Raw genomic sequence first — 19,338 nt, 5'->3', positions numbered from 1 at the left:
ACCGCTTGGCAAGCGCTCTTCAGCCTTGCGGCAGCACGCTTCCTTCGGGGGTGCGCAGGAAGTAGTTCATGTCCAATGCCAGCGACGGTTGCCCGAGCACCGTCAGCATCATGTGGACCTGGCCGCGGTGGTGAGTCTGGTGGTTGAAGAAATGCGCAAGCGTGGTGCCGATCCGGTCGGTATAGGTCTTGGGTGGGTTGCCGCGCTGATAGGAAAATGTTCCTTCGACGCTGTCGAGCCCGTCGATGAAGCCGATGATGTTCTCGTCCATCGCCTGGCGCGCCGCCCTCAACGCCGTGAAATCATCGAACAGGATGGTGTCGAGCAGAACCGGACCGGTGTCTTTGCCCGCAAACCGCGTCATCCACACGCCGTCTGCATAGAGGATGTGATTGAGGGTGGCGTGGACGGACGGGAAGAAGGCGCCCAGATCGCGACGATATTCCTCGTCGGACAGTTCGGCCGCCGCGGCGTAGACAAGGGCGTTGGCCCAGGCATTATAGGCGGCGAAACGGCGGTAGTGCTGTAACATTTAGCTCTCCTTTTGCGGCAGAATAGCGCCGTGCCGGCCGTACACCAGCGAGAAATTTTGATGGTTTCAGCAATAAGTCTCATGCGTCATCACCGCATGACGTGCTAACGTTTCAACCGCGACGAAGGAGTTTCTCATGGTTCGAATTCTCTACACGCTTTGCGGCGCCGATCCCGACATCCGCTTTTCCCCCCATTGTTGGAAAATCATCCTGGCCCTCAGGCATAAGGGGCTGGACTTTGAGGAAAAACCCGTCGGCTTCACCGAGATCGCCAAGCTCGAGAACGGGTTTTCGAAAACCGTGCCGATCCTGAAGGACGGCGACAAGCTGATCGCCGACAGTTTCGCGATCGCGCTCTATCTGGAGCAGACCTATCCGGACGCGCCGTCGCTGTTCAAGGGCGAGGGCGGGGCCGGCATGGCGCGCTTCGTCGAGGCCTATTCCCAGTCGACGCTGCATCCCGCCATCACCCGGATCGCGCTCAAGCATATCCACGACATGCTGTCCCCGGTCGATCAGGCCTATTTCCGCGAAAGCCGGGAAGCCCGTCTCGGGTCGACGCTCGAAGAGGTCGCGACCGGTCGCGAGGCGGAAATCGCCGCTTTCGCCGACAAGCTGAAGCCGTTGAGGGTGATGCTGAAGAGCCAGCCCTTTATCGGCGGCAGCGAGCCGCTGTTTGCCGATTACATCGTCTTCGGCGCGCTGCAATGGGCGTTCAAGACCGGCAATCCGGACATCCTTGACGCCAATGACCCGGTGATGAACTGGTTCGAACGCTGCCAGGGCTTCACCGAAACGTCATAATCGACGGCTGAACAAATTCGTCGTGTCCGCCTGCTTCCATTCTGGCCGAAACCGCTTTATACACCGGCCAAATTTCATGAACGCAAAGGACGACGACATGGCGATTGAACGCACTTTTTCGATGATCAAGCCGGATGCCACCAAGCGCAACCTGACCGGCGCGATCACCAAGGTCTTCGAGGAAAACGGCCTTCGCGTCGTCGCCTCCAAGCGGGTATGGATGGCAAAGCGCGAGGCGGAAGCCTTCTACGCCGAGCACAAGGAGCGTCCGTTCTTCGGCGAGCTCGTCGATTTCATGTGCTCGGGCCCGACCATCGTCCAGGTTCTGGAAGGCGAAAACGCCGTTCTGAAGAACCGCGAGATCATGGGCGCGACCAACCCGGAAAAGGCCGATGAGGGCACGATCCGCAAGACCTTCGCGCTGTCCATGGGCGAAAACTCGGTGCACGGCTCGGACGCGCCGGAAACCGCCAAGCGCGAAATCGCCTTCTGGTTCTCCGAAACCGAAATCGTCGGCTGATTTCTCGGTCGAACCGACTTTCAGAACCCGCGGCTTGCCCGCGGGTTTTTTTGTGTCAGCCCTTGCGCGCGGCGAGGCGTTCGGCGGCGCGCTCGCTGGCGGAGCGGCGGCTGGATTGGAACATGTGGAGGCGGGCGCGCACCGCGTCGACGATTTCCGGCGGCGCGGTCTTCGGTGTGCCGCAGCGATAGGGCGGCTCGGGATCATACTCCATCTGGAGCTGGATCTGCTGGGCGGTGGCCCGGTCGGTCATGTCCTCCACCACCCGCAAGGCGAAATCGATGCCGGAGGTGACGCCGGCGCCGGTGATGCGGTTTCGATCCACGACGACGCGCTCATGCACCGGTTTGGCGCCGAACAGCGCCAGTTGCTCGACCGAGGTCCAGTGCGAGGTGGCGCGATAGCCGTCCAGCAGGCCCGCCGCGCCCAGCACCAGCGAACCGGTGCAAACAGATGTGACCAGCCGGCAGCCGGGCGCGATCCGGCGCAGGAAATTCAGCGTCTCGTCGTCATCCATCAGCGCGATCTGGCCGGGGCCGCCGGGAACGCAGACTATATCGAGGCTCCGGCACTGGCCGAAGGTGGTGTTGGGCAGCACGCGCAGCCCGCGATCGACGATCACCGGATCGAGGTTTTTCCAGAGGAACTTGATGTTCGTGCCCGGCATGCGATTGAGAACGTCGGCGGGCCCGAACAGATCCAGCTGGGTCAGGCCAGGATACATGATCAAGCCGACATCTATGGAAGCGGCATTGGCGGGCATGGCGGTCCTCGTCGCGCGGTAAATCGATTGAAAGACGTCATCAGCAGGATAGAGCGATTTACAATCCGGGCAAGCCCTGCAATCGCGCTTCTACAGCAAGATCGTGTCCGTTTTATTGCCAGCGGTCGCGGGCGTGGTCATCCTGTTCGCGGGCGCTGACCCATTCGCCGGAGCCGCCATCCTTCAGGTGTTCCTTTTTCCAGAACGGCGCGTCTGTCTTCAGGAAATCCATGACGAAGGATGCGCCCTCAAAGGCGGCATGGCGGTGACTGGCGGCGGCGATCACCACCACGATCGGATCGCCGGGCAGCATGCGGCCGAAGCGATGGATCACCGTGAGGCCGAGCAGGCCGAAGCGGTCGATCGCCTGTTGGCCGATCCGGGCGATCTCCTCCTCGGCCATGCCGGGATAGTGCTCGAGCTCCAGCGCCTCAAGCCTGCCGCCCTCGTCGCGGCAGTGACCGGTAAAGCTCACCGTCGCGCCGATATCCGGGCGGCCTCCGATGATGTCTTCGATTTCCGCCGCGATATCAAAGGTTTCAGCCTGTATCCTGATCTTCGGTACGACCTGCATGCCTCACCCGCCCGTCATCGGGGGAAACAGCGCGATCTCGCGCGCGCCGGCGATCGGGGCGTCGTGCTCGGCGTGGAACTTGTCGAGCGCGACCCGGATCACCTCCGGTTCGGCAAGGGCGGCGGCATAATTGTCGCCGCGCGCCTGCAGGAAGGCGAGCAGGCCGGCGACGTCCGTTACCTCGGCGGGAATATCCAGTTCCTCCTCGCCGGTCCCGATCCGCTCGCGCACCCATGCAAAATAGACAAGCCTGGTCATCGCTCCGCCTCCACGACATGTTTCAGCCCGGCGCGGAAATAGTCATAGCCGGTATACATCGTCAGCGCTGCGGCGACCCAGAGCAGCACGATGCCGAGATTGGTGGTGTAGGGGATCACCTTGTCGCCGGCGGGGCCGGCCAGCAACAGGCCGATCGCCACCATCTGGAAGGTGGTCTTCCACTTGGCGATGCGGGTGACCGGGACCGACACCTTGAGACCCGCCAGATATTCGCGCAGACCCGAAACCAGCACCTCGCGGCAGAGGATGATGATCGCCGCCCACAGCGACCAGCCGGCAATCGTGCGCTCGACATCGGCGGCCAGCAGAAGAAGGCAGGTGGAGACCAGCAGCTTGTCGGCGATCGGGTCGAGCATGCGCCCGATATTGGAGGTCTGGTTCCAGGCGCGGGCGAGATAGCCGTCGAGGAAATCGGTGAGTGAGGCCAGCGTGAAGATCGACAAGGCCGCCCAGCGGGCGAAATCGGAGCTTGAAAGCTTCCCTTCCAGGAAGAAGCAGAGCACGATCAGCGGAACCGCCAGAATGCGCCCATAGGTCAGGAGGTTGGGTAGGTTGTAAGCTTTCGATGCCATCGCGTCATTCCGTCTGCTTGCGCGGGAGGTCGCGCCCAGCCGCAAGATGCTTCCAATGCAACCCCGCGGTCAATGCGGCGCGGCATTAAACCTGTGACAGGTTTTCAGAATTTCCGAAAGCCGACTGTCATTTGCCGCCGCCCTCGTGAAAATGGTTGTAGATCAGCCGTGCCATCGCCTCGGAAATCCCGTCGACGCCGGCAAGATCGGAAAGTCCCGCGCGCGACACCGCCTTGGCCGAGCCGAAATGCTGCAACAGCGCGCGCTTGCGCGAGGGCCCGATGCCGGCGATCTCGTCGAGCGGGTTCCTGACCATCTCCTTCTTGCGCCGCGCCCGGTGGGAGCCGATCGCGAAGCGATGGGCCTCGTCGCGCAGGCGCTGGATGAAATAAAGCACCGGATCGCGCGGCGGCAGCGAGAAATCGGGCCGGCCCGCCATGAAGAAGCGCTCGCGGCCCGCCTCGCGGTCGGCGCCCTTGGCGACGCCGATCGCGGTGACCGCATCGGTGATGCCGAGATCCTCGAGGATCTTGCGCACCGCCGACATCTGCCCCTGACCGCCGTCGATCAGGATCACGTCCGGCCAGGCCGGGAAGGGGGCGTCGCCATCGCCTTCCGGCGCGACGGATCGGTCGGGAATGCCATGCTCCTTGATCAGCCGCGCAAACCGGCGGGTCATGACCTCGCGCATCATGCCGAAATCGTCGCCGGGGGTGATCTCGGTCGATTTGATGTTGAACTTGCGATACTGCGCCTTCACGAAGCCGTCGGGGCCGGCGACAATCATGCCGCCGACCGCATTCGTGCCCATGATGTGGGAGTTGTCGTAAACCTCGATCCGGCGCGGCGGCTGGGGCAGGCCGAAGGTTTCGGCGAAGCCTTCCAGCAGGCGCGATTGCGTCGCGGTTTCGGCAAGCTTGCGGCCATGGGCCTCGCGGGCATTGGCAAGGCCGTGCTCGACCGCCTCGCGCTTTTCCCCACGCTTCGGCACGGTGATCTGGACCTTGCGCTCGGCGCGCTCCGAAAGCGCCAGTTCGAGCAGCGCCTGCTCCTCGATCTCTTCCGACAGGAATATATTCCTCGGGATCGGCTTGTCGTCATAGAACTGCGCCAGGAAGGCGTTCAGGATTTCCGCGCCGGTGAGCGACGGATCGGCCTTCGGAAAATAGGCGCGATTGCCCCAGTTCTGGCCGGTGCGGTAGAAAAACACCTGAATGCAGCAGAGCCCGCCCTCATTGTGGATCGCGAACACGTCCGCTTCCTCGATGCCGGCCGGGTTGACGCCCTGGTGGCCGAGCACATGCGAGAGCGCGGACAACCGGTCGCGATAGATCGCGGCGCGTTCGAAATCGAGGTTTTCGGAGGCGGCGTTCATCGCCTCGGCGAGCTCGGCATGGACCTGCTTGCTCTTGCCCGACAGGAAGGCGCGGGCCTCGTCGACCAGTTCGGCATAATCCTCTTTCGATATCTCGCCGGTGCAGGGGGCTGCGCAGCGCTTGATCTGGTAGAGCAGGCAGGGGCGCGTCCGGCTTTCATAGACGCTGTCGGTGCAGGAGCGGATCAGGAAGGCGCGCTGCATGGCATTGATGGTGCGCCCGACCGCGCCGGCCGACGCGAAGGGGCCGTAATAATCGCCCTTGCGGGCGCGCGCGCCGCGATGCTTGAACAGGGCTGGCGCCTCGTGGTCGCCGGTGATCAGGATATAGGGAAACGACTTGTCGTCGCGCAGCAGAACATTAAAGCGCGGCCGCAACCTCTTGATCAGATTGGCTTCCAGCAGCAGCGCCTCGGTTTCCGTCCTTGTGGTGACGAATTCCATATGGGCGGTCTGCGCGACCATGCGGGTGATGCGGTTGGAGTGGCCGCGGCCTTGCGCATAATTGGTGACGCGCTTTTTCAGAGACCGCGCCTTGCCGACATAGAGCACGTCGCCATTGGCGTTGAACATGCGGTAGACGCCGGGCGCGTTCGGCAGGCGCTTGACGAATTCGGCGATCAGTTCCGCGCCCTTCAGCGCGTGCTGCTCACTCGCCGCGTCATTCCACTGGATCGCGTCGGCCGACGGTATGACGACCTCCGGCAGGCCGTCGTCGTCATCTCTGTCGTCATAAACAATGCCGCCATCAGGCGCGTTGCGTGTCATTCATTGATACCCGTTACGTCCGGTGTTTCCCAGGCCAGGTGCTGCCCGCCGTCGAGCGCGATCATCTGGCCGGTGATCGAGGGGGTTTCGTAAAGATAGCGAATCGTCGCCGCGAATTCCGAAAGCGCCGGTCCTCGTCTTAAGATAAGCGTTCCGATCTGGCTTTCAAAATCCTCGTCGCTCTGGCGGATGTTTTTCAGCGTCGGGCCGGGGCCGATGGCGTTGACGCGGATGTTCGGCGCGAAGGCCTGCGCCATGGTCTGCGTGGCGGTCCACAGCGTGCTCTTGGACAGCGTGTAGCTGAAGAAGCGCGGCGTGAGCGCCCAGACCCGCTGGTCGATCATGTTGACGATCAGGCCGCCATCCGCCTGTCTGGCGAAATGCTCCGAAAGGATCAGCGGCGCCTTCACATGGATCGCGAAATGGCGGTCGAACCGATCGGCGCTAAAATGCGATGCCGCGTCGTCCTCGAACAGCGAGGCGTTGTTGACCAGGATATCGACCGGCCCCATTGCATCGTTCACCGCCGCGACCAACCGGCCCGTCTGGTCGCCGTCGAGAAGATCGGCCCGGAAAACGCGCGCATCGATTCCGGTTTCGCGCAGTGCTTGCGCCGCCGATTCCGCCTCGTCGATACTCTGATTGGCATGGATTGCCACATTGAAGCCGTAATTGGCCATGCCCTCGACAATGGCGCGGCCAAGTCTTTTCGCTCCGCCGGTGACGAGAACGGTTCTGGAGCGCGGGTTTTGCTGCATATATCGATCCTTTGGACGGCGTTGCGAAGCTTATATCGCCTTGTCGCGGCAACAACCAAGTGGAAGTTGGCGCGCTTACGGAGCGGGGCGAAAGCGGCGACCACGCACCGATATGGCGGATTTAAATATAAATAATGTATTAACTCTGACTTTCTCAGTTTATTTTTGTATAAATTCATTGTTAACGATATATATGACGGGATTATCGAAAGCATTGATATCATAATTAATCGCGCCTATCTCATTTCTTAAGTGCTTTACGCGCAGATACGATAGCGAAGCACAAAAAGGAGAGACAAGATGCGGAATATCAAAACGACGACCGCCGTCGCGATGGCGGTACTGGTAGGCGCTGGCGCGGCACAGGCCGCAGACGCCATCGTCTCCACCCCTTATGAGCCGAGCCCGGTCAGCTATGCGCAACCGGCCAAGATTTCGAACTGGAGCGGCTTCTACCTCGGCGGCGCCGCCAACTGGGACTGGGGTACGTTCGACGAGGGCGACTTCAAGGCCGATGGCTGGGGCGGCACGCTGTTCGGCGGCTACAACATGCAGAGCGGCAATATCGTCTACGGCGTCGAAGCCGACCTCGCCACCTCGAACCAGAGCGAAGTCGTGTTCCCGAGCGTGAAGATGGAACAGGGCGTCAACGGCTCGCTGCGCGGCCGCGTCGGTTTCGCCATGGATCCGGTTCTGCTCTACGGCACTGCCGGTCTCGCAGGTTCCAAGCTGGTCGCCAAGCAGGCCGGCGACAAGGACACGCAGATGGGCTGGGGCTGGACTGTCGGTGCCGGTGCCGAAGCCATGGTCACGGAAAACATCTCCGCCCGCCTGGAATACCGCTACACCGATTACGGCAAGCAGGATTTCAAGCTGAACGGCGCGACCTATGAGCGCGGCTTTCAGGAAAACACCGTCAAGGTCGGTCTCGGCGTTCACTTCTGAGAACCCGACAACGCCTGATGCAGGGGAGGCTCGCCGCAAGGCGGGCCTTTTTCGTTTTGACCCGCCGTGGCAAGCCGCTGATTATGCCTGCGGCCGCAGGCGGCCGTAATCAGGAAAGCGCTCCTCGAACGCCGCCGGCCAGTTGACGAGGCGGACGCGATGTTCTTCCCACTGGCCGGGAAAGCGCAGCATCAGATAGCCGAGCAGGCTGGCAAGCGCGAAATGGCCGGCATTGAGCCGCTTGCCGAATTTCGGCGGATGGGCATCCAGATGATCGAGCCCGCGGCGCACCTTGTCCCACTGGCGGTCGACCCAGGGCTGGTGCCATGTTTCCGGCGAGCGAAACCGCGTCTCGTAGATCACCAGGATGGCGGCGTCGCAGATGCCGTCGCTGAGCGCCTCGGTGCGTTCCACCGCCGCGCGCTTTTCCGGGTTGCGCGGATAGATCCGGGCATCCTCGCCGGCAATCGCGTTCAGATAATGCATGATGGTGCGGCTGTCGTAGAAAGTCTCGCCCTCGTCGGTGACCAGCGTGGGGATCTTGCCGAGCGGGTTGGCCACGAGGAGGTCCTCCGGATTGTCCTGCGTTGCCGTGGGCACGAGATCAAGCGCAATACCAAGATGGTGGGCCGCCATCACCACCTTGGTGGAAAAGGGCGAGGCGGGGGCATAAAACAGTTTCATCGGCCGTCTTCTTTCTCGTGGGCGGTCTCGCCGGCGATCCAGAAGCTTCCGGCGCGGGCGAAACGGTCCTGCGCCAGGCAGGTCTTCAGATAGGGCAGCAGAATATCGAGTTCCCCCGCCAGCGTATAGGGCGGATTGACGATGACGAGGCCGGAGCCCGCAAGCCCCTCGGCGTCGCGCTCACTCCTGACGACAAGCTCCGCGCAGAGGATTTTCGGGATCGCCAGTTCTTTCAGTTTCTGATGGAAGGCGGCGACCGGGGCGCCCTTCTTGATCGGATACCAAAGCAGATAGGTGCCGGTCGCAAACCGACGGTGGGCCTTCGCCAGACCGTCTGCGAGACGATCGAATTCGCCCGGCTCCTCGAAGGGCGGATCGACCAGCACGATGCCGCGCCGCTCCTTCGGCGGCAGATGCCCGGCAAGCGCAAGCCAGCCGTCGAGATGGGTGGCGCGGACCTGATAATCGCCGTCGAACGCGGCATGCAGGGTCTCGTAATCGGCGGGATGCAGCTCCATCAGCGACAGCCGGTCCTGCTTGCGCAGCAGCATGCGGGCAAGGCGGGGCGAGCCCGGATAGGATTTTATTCCGCCGTTCGGGCCCATTACCGGACCCATATCCGGATTGAGCGCGCGCACGCAATCGAGATAGGGCCGGAGCAGGGGCGCGACCTTTTCGGGCAGATCGGCGTCAAGCAGCCTGCCGATGCCGTCCCGCCATTCTCCGGTCTTTTCCGCTTCCCCGCTCGAAAGATCGTACTGGCCGATGCCCGCATGGGTATCGAGCACCCGGAAGGCGGCCTCCTTGCGCTCGAAATAGCGGATGACATTGACGAGCACGGCGTGTTTCAGAACGTCGGCGAAATTGCCGGCGTGGTAGATATGGCGGTAATTCATCGCGTCCTCGCATTGCCTTTGGCCGGGATGGTATTAAGAGTCTCGCCATCGCTTTACAAGCGGCTCACCGCCCGCCTGCTTTCAAGAAGGATTTCCCATGACCACGGATCGCGCCCGAATCCTCCAGAAAAACGTGCTGTTCGAAGGCTGGAGCCGGATCGTCGAATATGTTTTCCACTACCGCGACAGTAAGGGGCGCGAAAGCGACCGGTCCTGGGAGGTCTGCGAGCGACCGGAGGCAGCGTCCGTTCTGGTCTATGACCGCGATCTCGGCAGGTTCGTGCTGGTGCGCCAGTTCCGCGTGCCGGTGTTTGCGATGGGCGGCCGCGACGGCTTTCTGCTCGAGGCCGCGGCGGGACTGATCGACGATGGCGAAACCCCTCAGGAAGCCGCGATCCGCGAGGCCCGGGAGGAAACCGGCTATGCGGTGGGCGCGCTTATCCCCATCAGCGCCATGATCTCCGCGCCGGGCATCCTCACCGAGGTGGTCCACTGCTTCGCGGCGGTTGCCGACAGCAGCATGCGGCTCGAGGATGGCGGCGGTCTTGCCGACGAGCACGAGGATATCGAGATCGTCACGCTGACCCTCGACGAGGCAATGGCGATGGTCACCTCCGGCGAGATCAGCGACGCCAAGACGATCATCATGCTGCAATGGGCGGCGATGAACAGGCCGGTATTCGGTCTGTGAGAAAAACGCCGCCAGCGCGTCCAGGAAAAGTGGATACCGGTTTTCCGTCCGGACGCGCGTAAAAACAAATAGATAGAGCAATTCGATGATCCGGTTTTCACCGGAAATGCGCTAGTTTTTCTCGTAGACTATTTGAACGCGCGGTACTTGCAACGTGTCGAAACCGATTGCGACAAGAAAGATGTGCTCGCTAAGAAGCGCGTCGACAATGGCGACATCGCTTGCCGCAAGCACGGGAGCCGTCGGGTTGACCGGGGTTGCCGCAAGCCGCCCGACGATAGCCTCGCGTCTGCCCCAGTTCCCCATTTCCTGTGATGTGGTGTCGAGCCATTCGCGCATGCTGCGGATCAGGTCGACGGTATCGCGCACAACCGGAGGGCGCGGATAAAGGATCGCCAGGGGTGTTTCGGTGAAATTGCCCGACGGTTCCGCGGCATAAAATCGTACGGACACGATGCCGGTGGAAGCGGCTATCGGCGCCAGCGCTTCATCATCGAGCGCGTCGACGGCCATCGGCTCGAGATCGCGAATGGTCATGGCGGGGCCGCCCCACAAAGCTGCCTGGCGCTCCGCCGACAATTCGCCGGCATAGTCAAGCATGCCGGCGGCCTCGCTCGTGCCGTCAAGGTCGGCATGGTCGGCGTCGGGATAGAGTGAGAAGGCGCCCTCCTGCGGCTGATAATAAAGGGCGAAGCGCGTCGTCACGAATTGCTCGAGCAATGCGCGCACCGTCTCCTTTTCCGTTTTCGTCGCATTGTTCCAGACATATCTTGTCAGGAAACGGAAGCCGCGGTCCTGGTCGAGAATCCAGCGGTGCCGTCCGTCGGCCGTATCGGGCATCGGGCGGGAAAGCCCCGCAATGGTCGAGGCGAATATGCGGTCGGTGTAGCGCAGCGGCATGTCGGGGTGGATATTGTTGCCGTCGGCATCGACGAACATCTTGATGATCTTGCCGCTGTCGCCGATATCGCCACCGTCGATCATCTCGCCGGTGCTTCTGTCACGCGGCCCCCACAGGCCGGTGTCGGGGTTCTGATTGTCATAGAACCATCGATAGAACGCATGCTTCAACTCATCGGAGAAGCCATAGATGCCGAGCCGCTCATCCTGATCGATGAGATCCTGAAGCTCGATCGCGCTGACGAAGGCCGGCTTGATCTTTCTCCCGATCCAGCCGACACGGGACACGTCGTCGAGCATGGCCGTCAGCCGGTCGGGAGTGTCGATCTCGTCGAGAAAACGCAAAGGGTATTTTAGAGAAAACGGCTCGCCGGCCTCCAGGGACAGCGTCTCTATCAGATTGATCATGTTCGCCGTCACGCCGATATAGGTGACCACCGGATCACTGCTGTTCGGATAAAAAGCGCCGGTTTCGGGGTTTTGAAGGCTCCGGTAGAAATCCAGCTTTTCGGCCGGGTCGGCAAAGGATGGAATCTTCACCAGGCCGTCGCGGGTTGTCATCACGTGATGAATCTCGTTCAGACGTGAAATGCCTTCGAGATAATGTCCGTTGTTGAGATAGTAGGAAACGCTCAGCAATTCGAACTCAAAGGGCGAAAGGTAATACCCTTCTTCCTTCAACTCCGCATTGGCGGCGAAGATCGCCTTGATCCGGTTGATCTCGAAACCGACCAGTATGGCAATCGACACGATCGCCAGCGCAACAAGCGACAAGACGGCCACGAGCACTCTCTTGCTGCCAGACATAGGTCACTCCATGTTCGAACTGCCAAGGGGCTCTTTCCAGGCTGGATGTTGTTCATGGTTGAGGGCCGATGTCGTTGATCTCGCGCAAGTGGTGCCGGGGTTCAGTCCGAAAACTGCTCCGCCAGAATGCGCTTCGACCATGAGCGGTTCGGATCGGAGAGCACCTTGGCGCGGGCGTCGGAGGCCTGCTCAATGCGGACATGGAGCACGTGCTTGACCTCCGGCGAAATCAGCGACGCCAAGACGATCATCATGCCGCAATGGGCGGCGATGAACAGGCCGGTGTTTGGAACTGATGTTGAAAACGAATGCAACGCCAATTCCGCGTGAGGCTTAGCAGACAGAGCATAGCCTCAAGGCATCGTAGATCGCCGCATGGACGTTGCGGGAGGCCTGGGCGTCGCCGATGCGATGCAGTTCGAAGCCCGCGCGGGCCATGGGCTGCGGCGCCAGGTTCTTGAGCGCATGGAGATCGGTGACGCCGTCATTGCCGGAGCGGCCGCGCAATTCCGCGAAGGCGTCGTCGATCGGGATCGTGCCCATCTCGACGACAACCTGATCGACGACGCGTTCCTCGCTCTCGTGGGTGAGTTCGTTGATCAGGACCGCTTCCAGCCGGTTACCGGTTTTCCTGACCTCGGTGAGGCGCAGGTGCGGATCGGCGCGCAAGCCTGCCTTGGTGAATTCCTTGTGCCAGCGGATGATCTCGGGATAGACGAGATCTTGTCCGATATTGGTATCGATCGTGGCAAGCTGCACCCGCGCGCCCTCGTTCATCGCCGTCTGAGCGGCAAGCAGCGCCGGGTGGCGGCCGGTATTGTCCCAGACGAGAACATCGCCCTGCGGCTTGACCTGCCGGCCGACAATATCCCAGGCGCTCAGGACGAATTCCTCGCCGGGACCGAATGCCGTCTGGGGAACGCCGCCGGTTGCGAGAATCACCAGATCGGCGTCGAGTTCCAGAATATCCGCCGCATCCATATAGCGGTTGCATTCGATCTGAACGCCGAGGATTTCGAGTTCCGCAAGACGCCAGTCGACGATGCCGACGAGATCACGCCGCCAGCCGTTTGCGGCAAGCAGAAGCTGTCCGCCCGGCTGCGGCGCGGCCTCGAAAACCCTGACCTTGTGCCCGCGCTCGGCGAGCACGCGGGCGGCTTCAAGTCCCGCGGGACCTGCGCCGATCACGATCGCGTCGCGCTGCTTCTCGGCCTTTGCGATGTCGTGACCAACGGTCAGCTCCCGACCGGTCGCGGCATTGTGCAGACAGCGCGGACGATGCGCCGATTGACAGTGGCCGGCGCCGACACAGGGGCGGATGCGTTCTTCCTCGCCGCGCATCAGCTTGGCGACCATGTGCGGATCGGTCATCTGCGGCCGGGTGAGGCCCGCCATGTCGACATGGCCTTCGGAGACGGCAAACCGCGCCGATGCCATGTCGGAGAGTTTTGCGGCATGAAACACCGGCAGTCCGACCGCGCGCTTGAAATGTCCCACGGCCTTGACCCAGGGTGCGGCCGGGGATCCCATGCCGGGAAAGGTCTCCTCCGAGAGCGCGCGGGCGGTGTCCATCGAGCCGTAGAGCGCGTTGAAGAAATCGACGGCTCCTTCGCGCTGCAGGATCTGCGCCGCCGCGATGCACTCCTCGGCCGAGAGCGCGCCATCGATGCCCTCGTCGACCACGAAACGCATGCCGACGATGAAATCGTCGCTGACATTCCGGCGGATTTCGTCATGCACCATCAGCGCGAAGCGGATGCGATTGTCGAGCGATCCGCCGAAGCGGTCGGTGCGGTGGTTGGTCTTCGGCGACAGGAACTGGCCGATGATGTGGCCGGATGCCAAGGTCTCGATCCCGTCCAGCCCGCCTTCCTCGCAGCGCCGCGCGGCCTGGCCATAGGCTTTGACGACGCGGTTGATGTCGTGCTCGTCCATTTCGCGCGGAATGGCGCGGTGCAGGGTTTCGCGGATCGGCGACGGGCCGATGGCCGGCAGCCAGTCCTGCGCGTAAGGGTCGCCCCGGCGTCCCAGATGGGTGATCTGGCACATCAGCGCCGCGCCATGGGCGTGCATGCGCTCGGAAAAGCGCTGCAGATGCGGGATGATTGCGTCCACGCCGACATTGAGCTGCTGGAAGATGTTCGGGCTGTCGATATCGACATTCGATGATCCGCCGAACATTGAAAGCGCTATGCCGCCCTTGGCCTTTTCCTCGTGATAGGCCTGATAGGCTTCTTGCGGAAAGCCGTCCTTCTGCAGCCCGCAGGCATGCGCGGTGCTCATGATGCGGTTGCGCAGGGTCAGTTTCTTGATGGTCAGCGGCTGAAGCAGCGGATCCCGCTTCGCGCCCCGGTTCTGGTCGCTCATCTCTATTCTCCCACGGATGCGTTTTCTCCAGGATCGGTCTTGTCGACGACCGTCAGAGCACCTTGGACAGGAATTCCCGTGTCCGCGGATCCTTTGGCGCGTCAAACAGTTCCGCTGGCGGTCCGCTTTCGACGATCCTGCCGGAATCCGTGAAATAGACCCGGTCGGAAATTTCCTTGGCGAAGCCCATTTCGTGGGTCACGAGCACGCAGGTCATGCCTTCCTCCGCCAGTTCGCGAATGGTGAAGAGCACCTCGTTGACCGTTTCCGGGTCGAGCGCGGCGGTGACCTCGTCAAACAGCATGATGTCGGGGCGCATGCAGAGGCTGCGGGCGATCGCCACGCGCTGCTGCTGACCGCCCGAGAGCTCCAGCGGATAGGCGTCTTCCTTGTCGCGCAGCTGCACCTTCTCGAGAAGCGCGCGGGCGCGCTTTTCGACCTCGGCCTTGTTCTCGCGCAGCACGAGCACCGGGGCCATCATGACGTTCTGCAGAACGGTGCGATGCGGGAACAGATTGTATTGCTGGAAGACCATTCCGACCTTGCGGCGCAGGGCCAGCTTGTCGAGCTTTTCATCATGCACCTCCTGGCCTTCCACCATAACCGAGCCGGCGTTTACGGGGGTAAGGCCGTTGATGGTGCGGATGAGGGTGGATTTTCCCGAGCCCGACGGCCCGATGATGCAGATGACCTCGCCCTTCTTCACTTCCAGATCGATGCCCTTGAGGACTTCGAAATCGCCAAAGGACTTGCGCACATTGCGCATCGAGATGATCGGTTGGTCAGGGGTCCAGCTGTTTTCAGCATTCATGTGAGACAGTCCCTTGTCAGGCTCCGGCGGAGAAGCGGCGCTCGAGCCGGCGCGTGTAGATGGAAAGCGGATAGATGAACACAAAGAAGATCGTCATCAGGAACAGATAGAACGGGATCAGGAATTCCGGCCGCGAACCGGCGGCTTCCATGGCGGCCTGGGTATTGCCGAGCGCCTCGCTGACGCCGAGGATCGCGGCCATCGGCGTCATTAGCGTCAACAGGGCGTACCAGTTCATCCAGGGCGGCAGCATGCGGCGAACGCATTGCGGCAGGATGATGTGACGCAGCGTCTGGCCGCGCGTGAAGGCCAGGCTTTCGGCGCTTTCCCACTGGCCGGAGGGGATGGAGGCAATCGCGCCGCGCAGGATTTCGGCGATGTTCGCCATCACCGGAAGGGCGAAGCCGATCGTTGCCTTCACCCAGTCGGGGATGAGAACCTTCTCGCCGCCCGGCAGCGTGACCTGGAACGGAACGAGAAGCATGATCGCGAACAGGATCACCAGCCACGGCGAATTGCGGAAAAGATGGGTCACGAACTTGGCCGGCAGGCGGATGAATGCGCTGGGGCTGATCTGCATGAAGCCGAGGAACAGTCCGGTCACGGTCGCAAGCGCCATGGCCAGCACGCTCATCAAGAGGTTGAGAAGAAAGCCCTTGAGGATGAAGGGCATCCACGTGACGAGTGCTGCAAAGGCCGACATCTGGCCGGAACCGGCATCCTGCGCTTCTGCGGTGAATGTCGTGGCGAGGGTGGCGGCGATGCAGAGGCCGCCGACGATTGCGGGCGCGCGCCAGGTCAGTCTGGCAACCGAATAGGACATCATTGGCCGTATCCTTTCAGCGCAAGCTTGCGTTCGAGAAACGACATGATCTGCGCGATGACGGCGACGAGCAGGATGTAGAACACAAACAGCAGGACCATCATCTCGGAGACATTGAGGCTGTCGGACCAGATATTGGCGAGCGAATAGGTGATTTCGGGAACCGCGATCACATAGGCAAGCGAGGAGGTCTTGGCGAGACTGATGATGTTGTTGGTGAGCGCCGGCAGACAGAAACGGAAGGCGAGCGGCAGGGTGATGTAGATGAAGATCTTGAGGTCGGAGAAGCCCAGCGCTTCAGCCGCTTCCTTGGTGTGGTGCGGGACCGCCTCGACGCCCGATCGGAAGATCTCGACATTGTAGGCGCCGCCGAAAATGCCGATGGCGATCACCGCCCAGCCAAATGCGCCGATGATCGGCTCGTACCATCCGCCCATGTCGACCTGCGGCGTAATCGCGCCGAGGCCGAAATAGAAAAACAGAAGTTGCACGATGGGCGGCGTATTGCGGAAAACCTCGATATAGGCCGCGACGACGATGCGCAGAAGTCTCGATTTCGAGGTTTGGGCGCCAGCGCCAAGGACGCCGATGACAAGCGACAAGGCGATGATGGCCGAGATCAGCTTGACCGAAATCCACATGCCCTCGACGAAACGCGACCAGTCATAGGGGTCATGGAACGGCGAGAAATTGATGCCTGCCGTCTCGTTCAGCCGTTCAAAAAACGGTGCGATTATCTCTAGCAAGGAGGACATTCTCCTGTCTTACCGGGTTACGACTGGCCGGCCGCCCGACGGGGCCGATGGTTTGTCTCGAGTAGCATGCTTGCCGGGACCATCGGGCGACTTGACCGCATCGCCTGATGCTCCGGCGGCGATGCCTCCTGGAGCGCCGTGCATCCATTCGGATGCACAAGGGACGCTCTAACCTATTGAATCTACGCATCGTGCTTTCCGAAAATCGAGTCCGATTTCCGGGCCGATGCGCTAGTTTTCCAGGTAGCTGTCGTCGTATTGCAGTTCGTCGTGCATCTTCTGAATCCACGGCGACGGCTTGACATTCCACTTCTTCTCGAGCTCGATCAGGGTGCCGTCCTTGTGCCAGTTATAGGCCATGCCGGCCATGAAGGTCCCCCAGATGCCATCCATTTCCTCAAGCGGAACGGCCGCGCCCCAGGGGTTGGAGAAGACGGTGTCGACCGGCATTTCGTAACGCTCCCATTCGCCGCTGGCGAGGTCGGCGGAAATCGAGGTATCGTCATAGACCCAGGCCACGCACTTGCCGGAGCGGAGCGCCTGCTTGGCTTCGGTGTTGCCGGCGAAGGCGATCACCTTTGCGCCGAACTCCGTCTCGGCGATCTTGTTGTAGAACACGCCCTGCTTGCCGCAGACCGGCTTGCCCTTGATATCGTCCCAGGAGGAAATCACGCCTTCCTTGGCCATCAGGGTCGGGCCGGACGTCCAGTAGGCCGGTTCGACAATGCCGACGATCTTGCGACGGTCGGGACGGTCCGACATGGCGCCGATCAAGAGATCGACCTTGCCCTGCTGGAGAAACTCCATCCGGTTTGCGGAGGTGATCACGACGGGTTCGAGCGCGACGCCCATGTGGTCGGCGACGGTCTGGGCGAGATCGACCTCGATGCCCTGCAGCGAGCCATCGGGCGCCCGGAAGGCCCAGGGTTTGAAGGCGCCCTGAACGCCGACCCGCAGCGTGCCGCGATCGAGCACTTCCTTGAAGCGGTCGTTCTGCACGTCCTGGGAAAAGCTTGCGCTGGCGGATGCGGCGAGAACCGCGATGGTGCCTGCGATGATAGCCAGTTTTGTCATTTTCGAACTCCTCTGGTTGTTTTATCGTGGTTTGTGGACATTCTACACTTCCGGTATCTTCCGGATTTACTCCGGCGCCGCTGGGACGCCGAATTCCTTCGCCTGGCGGGCGAGAAACTGAAAGACCTCATTGTCCGTCCTGGTTGCGTCCCAGGACAAATGAGGGGCGATTTCCTGTGCCGTCTGCATGGCGGCATCATGACCGACAAGCGATTTCCATGTCGCGCCGGTGCGTTTCGACAGAACGCCATTCAGGTCGAAGGCATGTTCGCGCGTTACCGCCTCAATGATCGGATCGACGCGCGTTTTCGTCGGGGCTTCCGCCTTGCGCGCCGAAAGGGTTGCATCGCGCGGCGCGCCGATACGCGCTCTTACCTGTTCGAGCATCAGCCGGCCGGCGCTGCGATGGCTCATCACGGGGCCGCCCGTCATGGCGAGCACGTTCTCGAACCCTTGGGGGCCGAGATCGTGGATGGTGCGGGCGCGAGCGCCCATCGGGTAGCGCGGATCGCTGGTCAGCGGGCGGACGCCGGCCCAGCATTGTTCGATATCGCCGCGTTTCAGATCGAGGCCGGGCAAGAGATGTCCGGCTTCGCCCAGCAGGAATTCGATATCCTCGTTATCTGCCTGGATATCGCGGGCGTCGCCTTCAAAAAGCGTTTCTGTGGGGCCGAAATAGAACCGGTCATCGCCCAGCGGCAGGCCGTAGAAGGGATGCCCGCCGCGATGCAGGGTGGCGATGCCGCGATCCGCAAACCCATCCGGCAGGCGGATGATGATATGGGCGCCCTTGGTGCCGCAGATCAGGCGCTTGCCGAAATCGCCGACCGCGTCGGACCAGGTGCCGGCCATGTTGAGAATACTGCGGGCGCGCACTTCGCGGTCCCTGCCATCCTTCCGGCTCTCCAGCGCGATGCGCCAGAGGCCGTCGGTATCCTTGCCGAGGATTTCCGCGCGGGTCTGCAAACACAGTTCGGCGCCGTGCGCCTCGGCATCGAGCGCATTGTCGACGCACAGCCGCTCCGGCGCGCCGAAGAGATATTCGCGGAAGCTGACCATGCCGGTGAGTTTGTCCGGGTCGCGGAGATGTCGGCCGATGGGGTGGTTTCGGGTCTCTCCGGCGTTTCGGACATGGCGGTCGAGCGGCGGCTCCTTCGGGCCGATCAGGCCGAGAAGGCGCAGGCCCGCGCTGATCTGCCAGCGGGGAAAGGGGCCGTCGGTCCATGCCGGGAAGGAAAGTTCGATCGCGCGCGTGTCGACCTCATCGTCGAGCGCAAGCTCGCGTCGCGCTTCCATGGCGTCGCGCGCCATCGAAAGCGCGGAGAAGAGGCGTTGCGGGTTGCCGACAAAGTCCCGGACCGGGTTCGCCGTTTCGAAATAGCGCAGCCCGCAATGAAGCATGCGGGAGGAGCGGCCACTGGCGCCGGAGGCCAGATCGTCGGCCTCAGCAAGGAGCGTGGAATAACCCGCCCGGCTCAATTCCCTCAGCGATGCCGTGCCGTTGACGCCGCCGCCGATGACGACGACGTCAAAGCAATCCTGCGCGCTGCGGAGTTGAACGGTTTGTTCCATGCAGCCATGAAAGACGAAGGCTCAATAGAAGCAAAATGCAAAATTTGCCTTTCAATATGCGAAAAAT

20 protein-coding genes and 1 pseudogene are annotated in these 19,338 nt (G+C 62.0%); 4 read left to right on the top strand and 17 right to left on the bottom strand.

The annotated features are described in order from the left end of the window. Positions 1-19: 19 nt before the first annotated feature. A complete protein-coding gene (locus tag Mame_RS16405; RefSeq protein ID WP_018064261.1) occupies positions 20-532 on the bottom strand; it encodes a DinB family protein in 513 nt (170 codons plus the stop codon). Positions 533-668: 136 nt separating this feature from the next. On the opposite strand from Mame_RS16405, the gene Mame_RS16400 reads away from it, so the two are divergent. Together Mame_RS16400 and ndk are read left to right on the top strand one after the other, a co-directional pair. Beyond that, positions 669-1,337 carry a glutathione S-transferase family protein gene (locus tag Mame_RS16400; protein ID WP_018064260.1) on the top strand — a complete coding sequence of 223 codons (669 nt, stop codon included), beginning with the start codon at positions 669-671 and terminating at the stop codon, positions 1,335-1,337. A gap of 97 nt (positions 1,338-1,434) precedes the next feature. Next, entirely contained in the window at positions 1,435-1,857 is a 423-nt protein-coding gene (gene ndk, locus Mame_RS16395) for a nucleoside-diphosphate kinase (RefSeq protein ID WP_026173380.1), read from the top strand. Between the two features lie 55 nt (positions 1,858-1,912). Here ndk and Mame_RS16390 read toward each other — a convergent pair whose 3' ends face one another. From Mame_RS16390 to Mame_RS16365, 6 genes are all read right to left on the bottom strand, one after another. After that, a complete protein-coding gene (locus Mame_RS16390) occupies positions 1,913-2,620 on the bottom strand; it encodes a DJ-1/PfpI family protein (RefSeq protein WP_018064258.1) in 708 nt (235 codons plus the stop codon). Positions 2,621-2,732: 112 nt separating this feature from the next. Then, positions 2,733-3,194 (bottom strand): molybdenum cofactor biosynthesis protein MoaE, encoded by a 462-nt coding sequence (locus tag Mame_RS16385; protein WP_018064257.1) that lies wholly within the window; start codon positions 3,192-3,194, stop codon positions 2,733-2,735. A 3-nt stretch (positions 3,195-3,197) separates the two neighbouring features. Further along, positions 3,198-3,452, bottom strand: a complete 255-nt coding sequence (moaD, locus tag Mame_RS16380; protein WP_018064256.1) for a molybdopterin converting factor subunit 1 — start codon at positions 3,450-3,452, stop codon at positions 3,198-3,200. Further along, positions 3,449-4,045: a CDP-diacylglycerol--glycerol-3-phosphate 3-phosphatidyltransferase gene (gene pgsA / locus Mame_RS16375; RefSeq protein WP_018064255.1), complete on the bottom strand. Its 597-nt coding sequence runs from the start codon at positions 4,043-4,045 to the stop codon at positions 3,449-3,451. Before pgsA ends, moaD begins: the two co-directional genes overlap by 4 nt. A gap of 127 nt (positions 4,046-4,172) precedes the next feature. Next, positions 4,173-6,188 (bottom strand): excinuclease ABC subunit UvrC, encoded by a 2,016-nt coding sequence (uvrC, locus tag Mame_RS16370; RefSeq protein WP_018064254.1) that lies wholly within the window; start codon positions 6,186-6,188, stop codon positions 4,173-4,175. Beyond that, entirely contained in the window at positions 6,185-6,946 is a 762-nt protein-coding gene (locus tag Mame_RS16365) for an SDR family oxidoreductase (RefSeq protein WP_018064253.1), read from the bottom strand. Before Mame_RS16365 ends, uvrC begins: the two co-directional genes overlap by 4 nt. Before the next feature lie 300 nt (positions 6,947-7,246). Between Mame_RS16365 and Mame_RS16360 the strand changes: the two genes are divergently transcribed. Next, complete coding sequence (locus Mame_RS16360; RefSeq protein WP_018064252.1) at positions 7,247-7,891, top strand: outer membrane protein; 645 nt, start codon at positions 7,247-7,249, stop codon at positions 7,889-7,891. Positions 7,892-7,972: 81 nt separating this feature from the next. On the opposite strand, the gene Mame_RS16355 is transcribed toward Mame_RS16360, so the two are convergent. Both Mame_RS16355 and Mame_RS16350 read right to left on the bottom strand, forming a co-directional pair. Then, complete coding sequence (locus tag Mame_RS16355) at positions 7,973-8,575, bottom strand: glutathione S-transferase family protein (RefSeq protein ID WP_018064251.1); 603 nt, start codon at positions 8,573-8,575, stop codon at positions 7,973-7,975. After that, positions 8,572-9,471: a 23S rRNA (adenine(2030)-N(6))-methyltransferase RlmJ gene (locus Mame_RS16350; protein WP_018064250.1), complete on the bottom strand. Its 900-nt coding sequence runs from the start codon at positions 9,469-9,471 to the stop codon at positions 8,572-8,574. Before Mame_RS16350 ends, Mame_RS16355 begins: the two co-directional genes overlap by 4 nt. A gap of 97 nt (positions 9,472-9,568) precedes the next feature. Between Mame_RS16350 and Mame_RS16345 the strand changes: the two genes are divergently transcribed. Then, a complete protein-coding gene (locus Mame_RS16345; RefSeq protein WP_018064249.1) occupies positions 9,569-10,162 on the top strand; it encodes an NUDIX domain-containing protein in 594 nt (197 codons plus the stop codon). Positions 10,163-10,273: 111 nt separating this feature from the next. On the opposite strand, the gene Mame_RS16340 is transcribed toward Mame_RS16345, so the two are convergent. The 8 genes and pseudogenes from Mame_RS16340 to Mame_RS16305 all read right to left on the bottom strand — a co-directional run bounded on the left by Mame_RS16340 (position 10,274) and on the right by Mame_RS16305 (position 19,271). After that, the gene (locus tag Mame_RS16340; protein WP_018064248.1) at positions 10,274-11,869 is read right to left on the bottom strand and encodes a hypothetical protein; all 1,596 of its coding nucleotides are present in this window, start codon (positions 11,867-11,869) and stop codon (positions 10,274-10,276) included. 101 nt (positions 11,870-11,970) lie between these two features. Continuing rightward, a pseudogene (locus Mame_RS27355) lies at positions 11,971-12,090 on the bottom strand (NAD kinase); the annotation flags it as partial. Between the two features lie 112 nt (positions 12,091-12,202). Continuing rightward, a complete protein-coding gene (locus Mame_RS16330) occupies positions 12,203-14,236 on the bottom strand; it encodes an NADH:flavin oxidoreductase (RefSeq protein WP_018064247.1) in 2,034 nt (677 codons plus the stop codon). 52 nt (positions 14,237-14,288) lie between these two features. Beyond that, on the bottom strand, positions 14,289-15,047 hold the full coding sequence (locus tag Mame_RS16325; RefSeq protein WP_018064246.1) for an amino acid ABC transporter ATP-binding protein: 759 nt from the start codon (positions 15,045-15,047) through the stop codon (positions 14,289-14,291). A 16-nt stretch (positions 15,048-15,063) separates the two neighbouring features. Then, positions 15,064-15,873: an amino acid ABC transporter permease gene (locus Mame_RS16320; RefSeq protein WP_018064245.1), complete on the bottom strand. Its 810-nt coding sequence runs from the start codon at positions 15,871-15,873 to the stop codon at positions 15,064-15,066. Then, complete coding sequence (locus Mame_RS16315; protein ID WP_018064244.1) at positions 15,870-16,616, bottom strand: amino acid ABC transporter permease; 747 nt, start codon at positions 16,614-16,616, stop codon at positions 15,870-15,872. Before Mame_RS16315 ends, Mame_RS16320 begins: the two co-directional genes overlap by 4 nt. A gap of 240 nt (positions 16,617-16,856) precedes the next feature. Then, a complete protein-coding gene (locus tag Mame_RS16310) occupies positions 16,857-17,699 on the bottom strand; it encodes a transporter substrate-binding domain-containing protein (RefSeq protein WP_018064243.1) in 843 nt (280 codons plus the stop codon). Between the two features lie 66 nt (positions 17,700-17,765). Next, complete coding sequence (locus Mame_RS16305) at positions 17,766-19,271, bottom strand: FAD-dependent oxidoreductase (protein WP_018064242.1); 1,506 nt, start codon at positions 19,269-19,271, stop codon at positions 17,766-17,768. Positions 19,272-19,338: the final 67 nt, after the last annotated feature.

Source organism: Martelella mediterranea DSM 17316 (genome assembly GCF_002043005.1).
GTDB lineage: Bacteria > Pseudomonadota > Alphaproteobacteria > Rhizobiales > Rhizobiaceae > Martelella > Martelella mediterranea.
The sequence above is the reverse complement of the archived record's forward strand: the minus strand, read 5'-3'. Positions and strand labels throughout refer to the sequence as shown.

Excerpts from the sequence above, each read along its gene's own strand:
- Mame_RS16405 (WP_018064261.1), bottom strand. The coding sequence starts at position 532 with ATGTTACAGCACTACCGCCGTTTCGCCGCCTATAATGCCTGGGCCAAC.
- Mame_RS16355 (WP_018064251.1), bottom strand. The coding sequence starts at position 8,575 with ATGAAACTGTTTTATGCCCCCGCCTCGCCCTTTTCCACCAAGGTGGTG.
- Mame_RS16350 (WP_018064250.1), bottom strand. The coding sequence starts at position 9,471 with ATGAATTACCGCCATATCTACCACGCCGGCAATTTCGCCGACGTTCTG.
- Mame_RS16390 (WP_018064258.1), bottom strand. The coding sequence starts at position 2,620 with ATGCCCGCCAATGCCGCTTCCATAGATGTCGGCTTGATCATGTATCCT.
- Mame_RS16365 (WP_018064253.1), bottom strand. The coding sequence starts at position 6,946 with ATGCAGCAAAACCCGCGCTCCAGAACCGTTCTCGTCACCGGCGGAGCG.
- Mame_RS16345 (WP_018064249.1), top strand. The coding sequence starts at position 9,569 with ATGACCACGGATCGCGCCCGAATCCTCCAGAAAAACGTGCTGTTCGAA.
- uvrC (WP_018064254.1), bottom strand. The coding sequence starts at position 6,188 with ATGACACGCAACGCGCCTGATGGCGGCATTGTTTATGACGACAGAGAT.
- moaD (WP_018064256.1), bottom strand. The coding sequence starts at position 3,452 with ATGACCAGGCTTGTCTATTTTGCATGGGTGCGCGAGCGGATCGGGACC.
- pgsA (WP_018064255.1), bottom strand. The coding sequence starts at position 4,045 with ATGGCATCGAAAGCTTACAACCTACCCAACCTCCTGACCTATGGGCGC.
- ndk (WP_026173380.1), top strand. The coding sequence starts at position 1,435 with ATGGCGATTGAACGCACTTTTTCGATGATCAAGCCGGATGCCACCAAG.
- Mame_RS16385 (WP_018064257.1), bottom strand. The coding sequence starts at position 3,194 with ATGCAGGTCGTACCGAAGATCAGGATACAGGCTGAAACCTTTGATATC.
- Mame_RS16360 (WP_018064252.1), top strand. The coding sequence starts at position 7,247 with ATGCGGAATATCAAAACGACGACCGCCGTCGCGATGGCGGTACTGGTA.
- Mame_RS16305 (WP_018064242.1), bottom strand. The coding sequence starts at position 19,271 with ATGGAACAAACCGTTCAACTCCGCAGCGCGCAGGATTGCTTTGACGTC.
- Mame_RS16310 (WP_018064243.1), bottom strand. The coding sequence starts at position 17,699 with ATGACAAAACTGGCTATCATCGCAGGCACCATCGCGGTTCTCGCCGCA.
- Mame_RS16340 (WP_018064248.1), bottom strand. The coding sequence starts at position 11,869 with ATGTCTGGCAGCAAGAGAGTGCTCGTGGCCGTCTTGTCGCTTGTTGCG.
- Mame_RS16400 (WP_018064260.1), top strand. The coding sequence starts at position 669 with ATGGTTCGAATTCTCTACACGCTTTGCGGCGCCGATCCCGACATCCGC.
- Mame_RS16320 (WP_018064245.1), bottom strand. The coding sequence starts at position 15,873 with ATGATGTCCTATTCGGTTGCCAGACTGACCTGGCGCGCGCCCGCAATC.
- Mame_RS16325 (WP_018064246.1), bottom strand. The coding sequence starts at position 15,047 with ATGAATGCTGAAAACAGCTGGACCCCTGACCAACCGATCATCTCGATG.
- Mame_RS16330 (WP_018064247.1), bottom strand. The coding sequence starts at position 14,236 with ATGAGCGACCAGAACCGGGGCGCGAAGCGGGATCCGCTGCTTCAGCCG.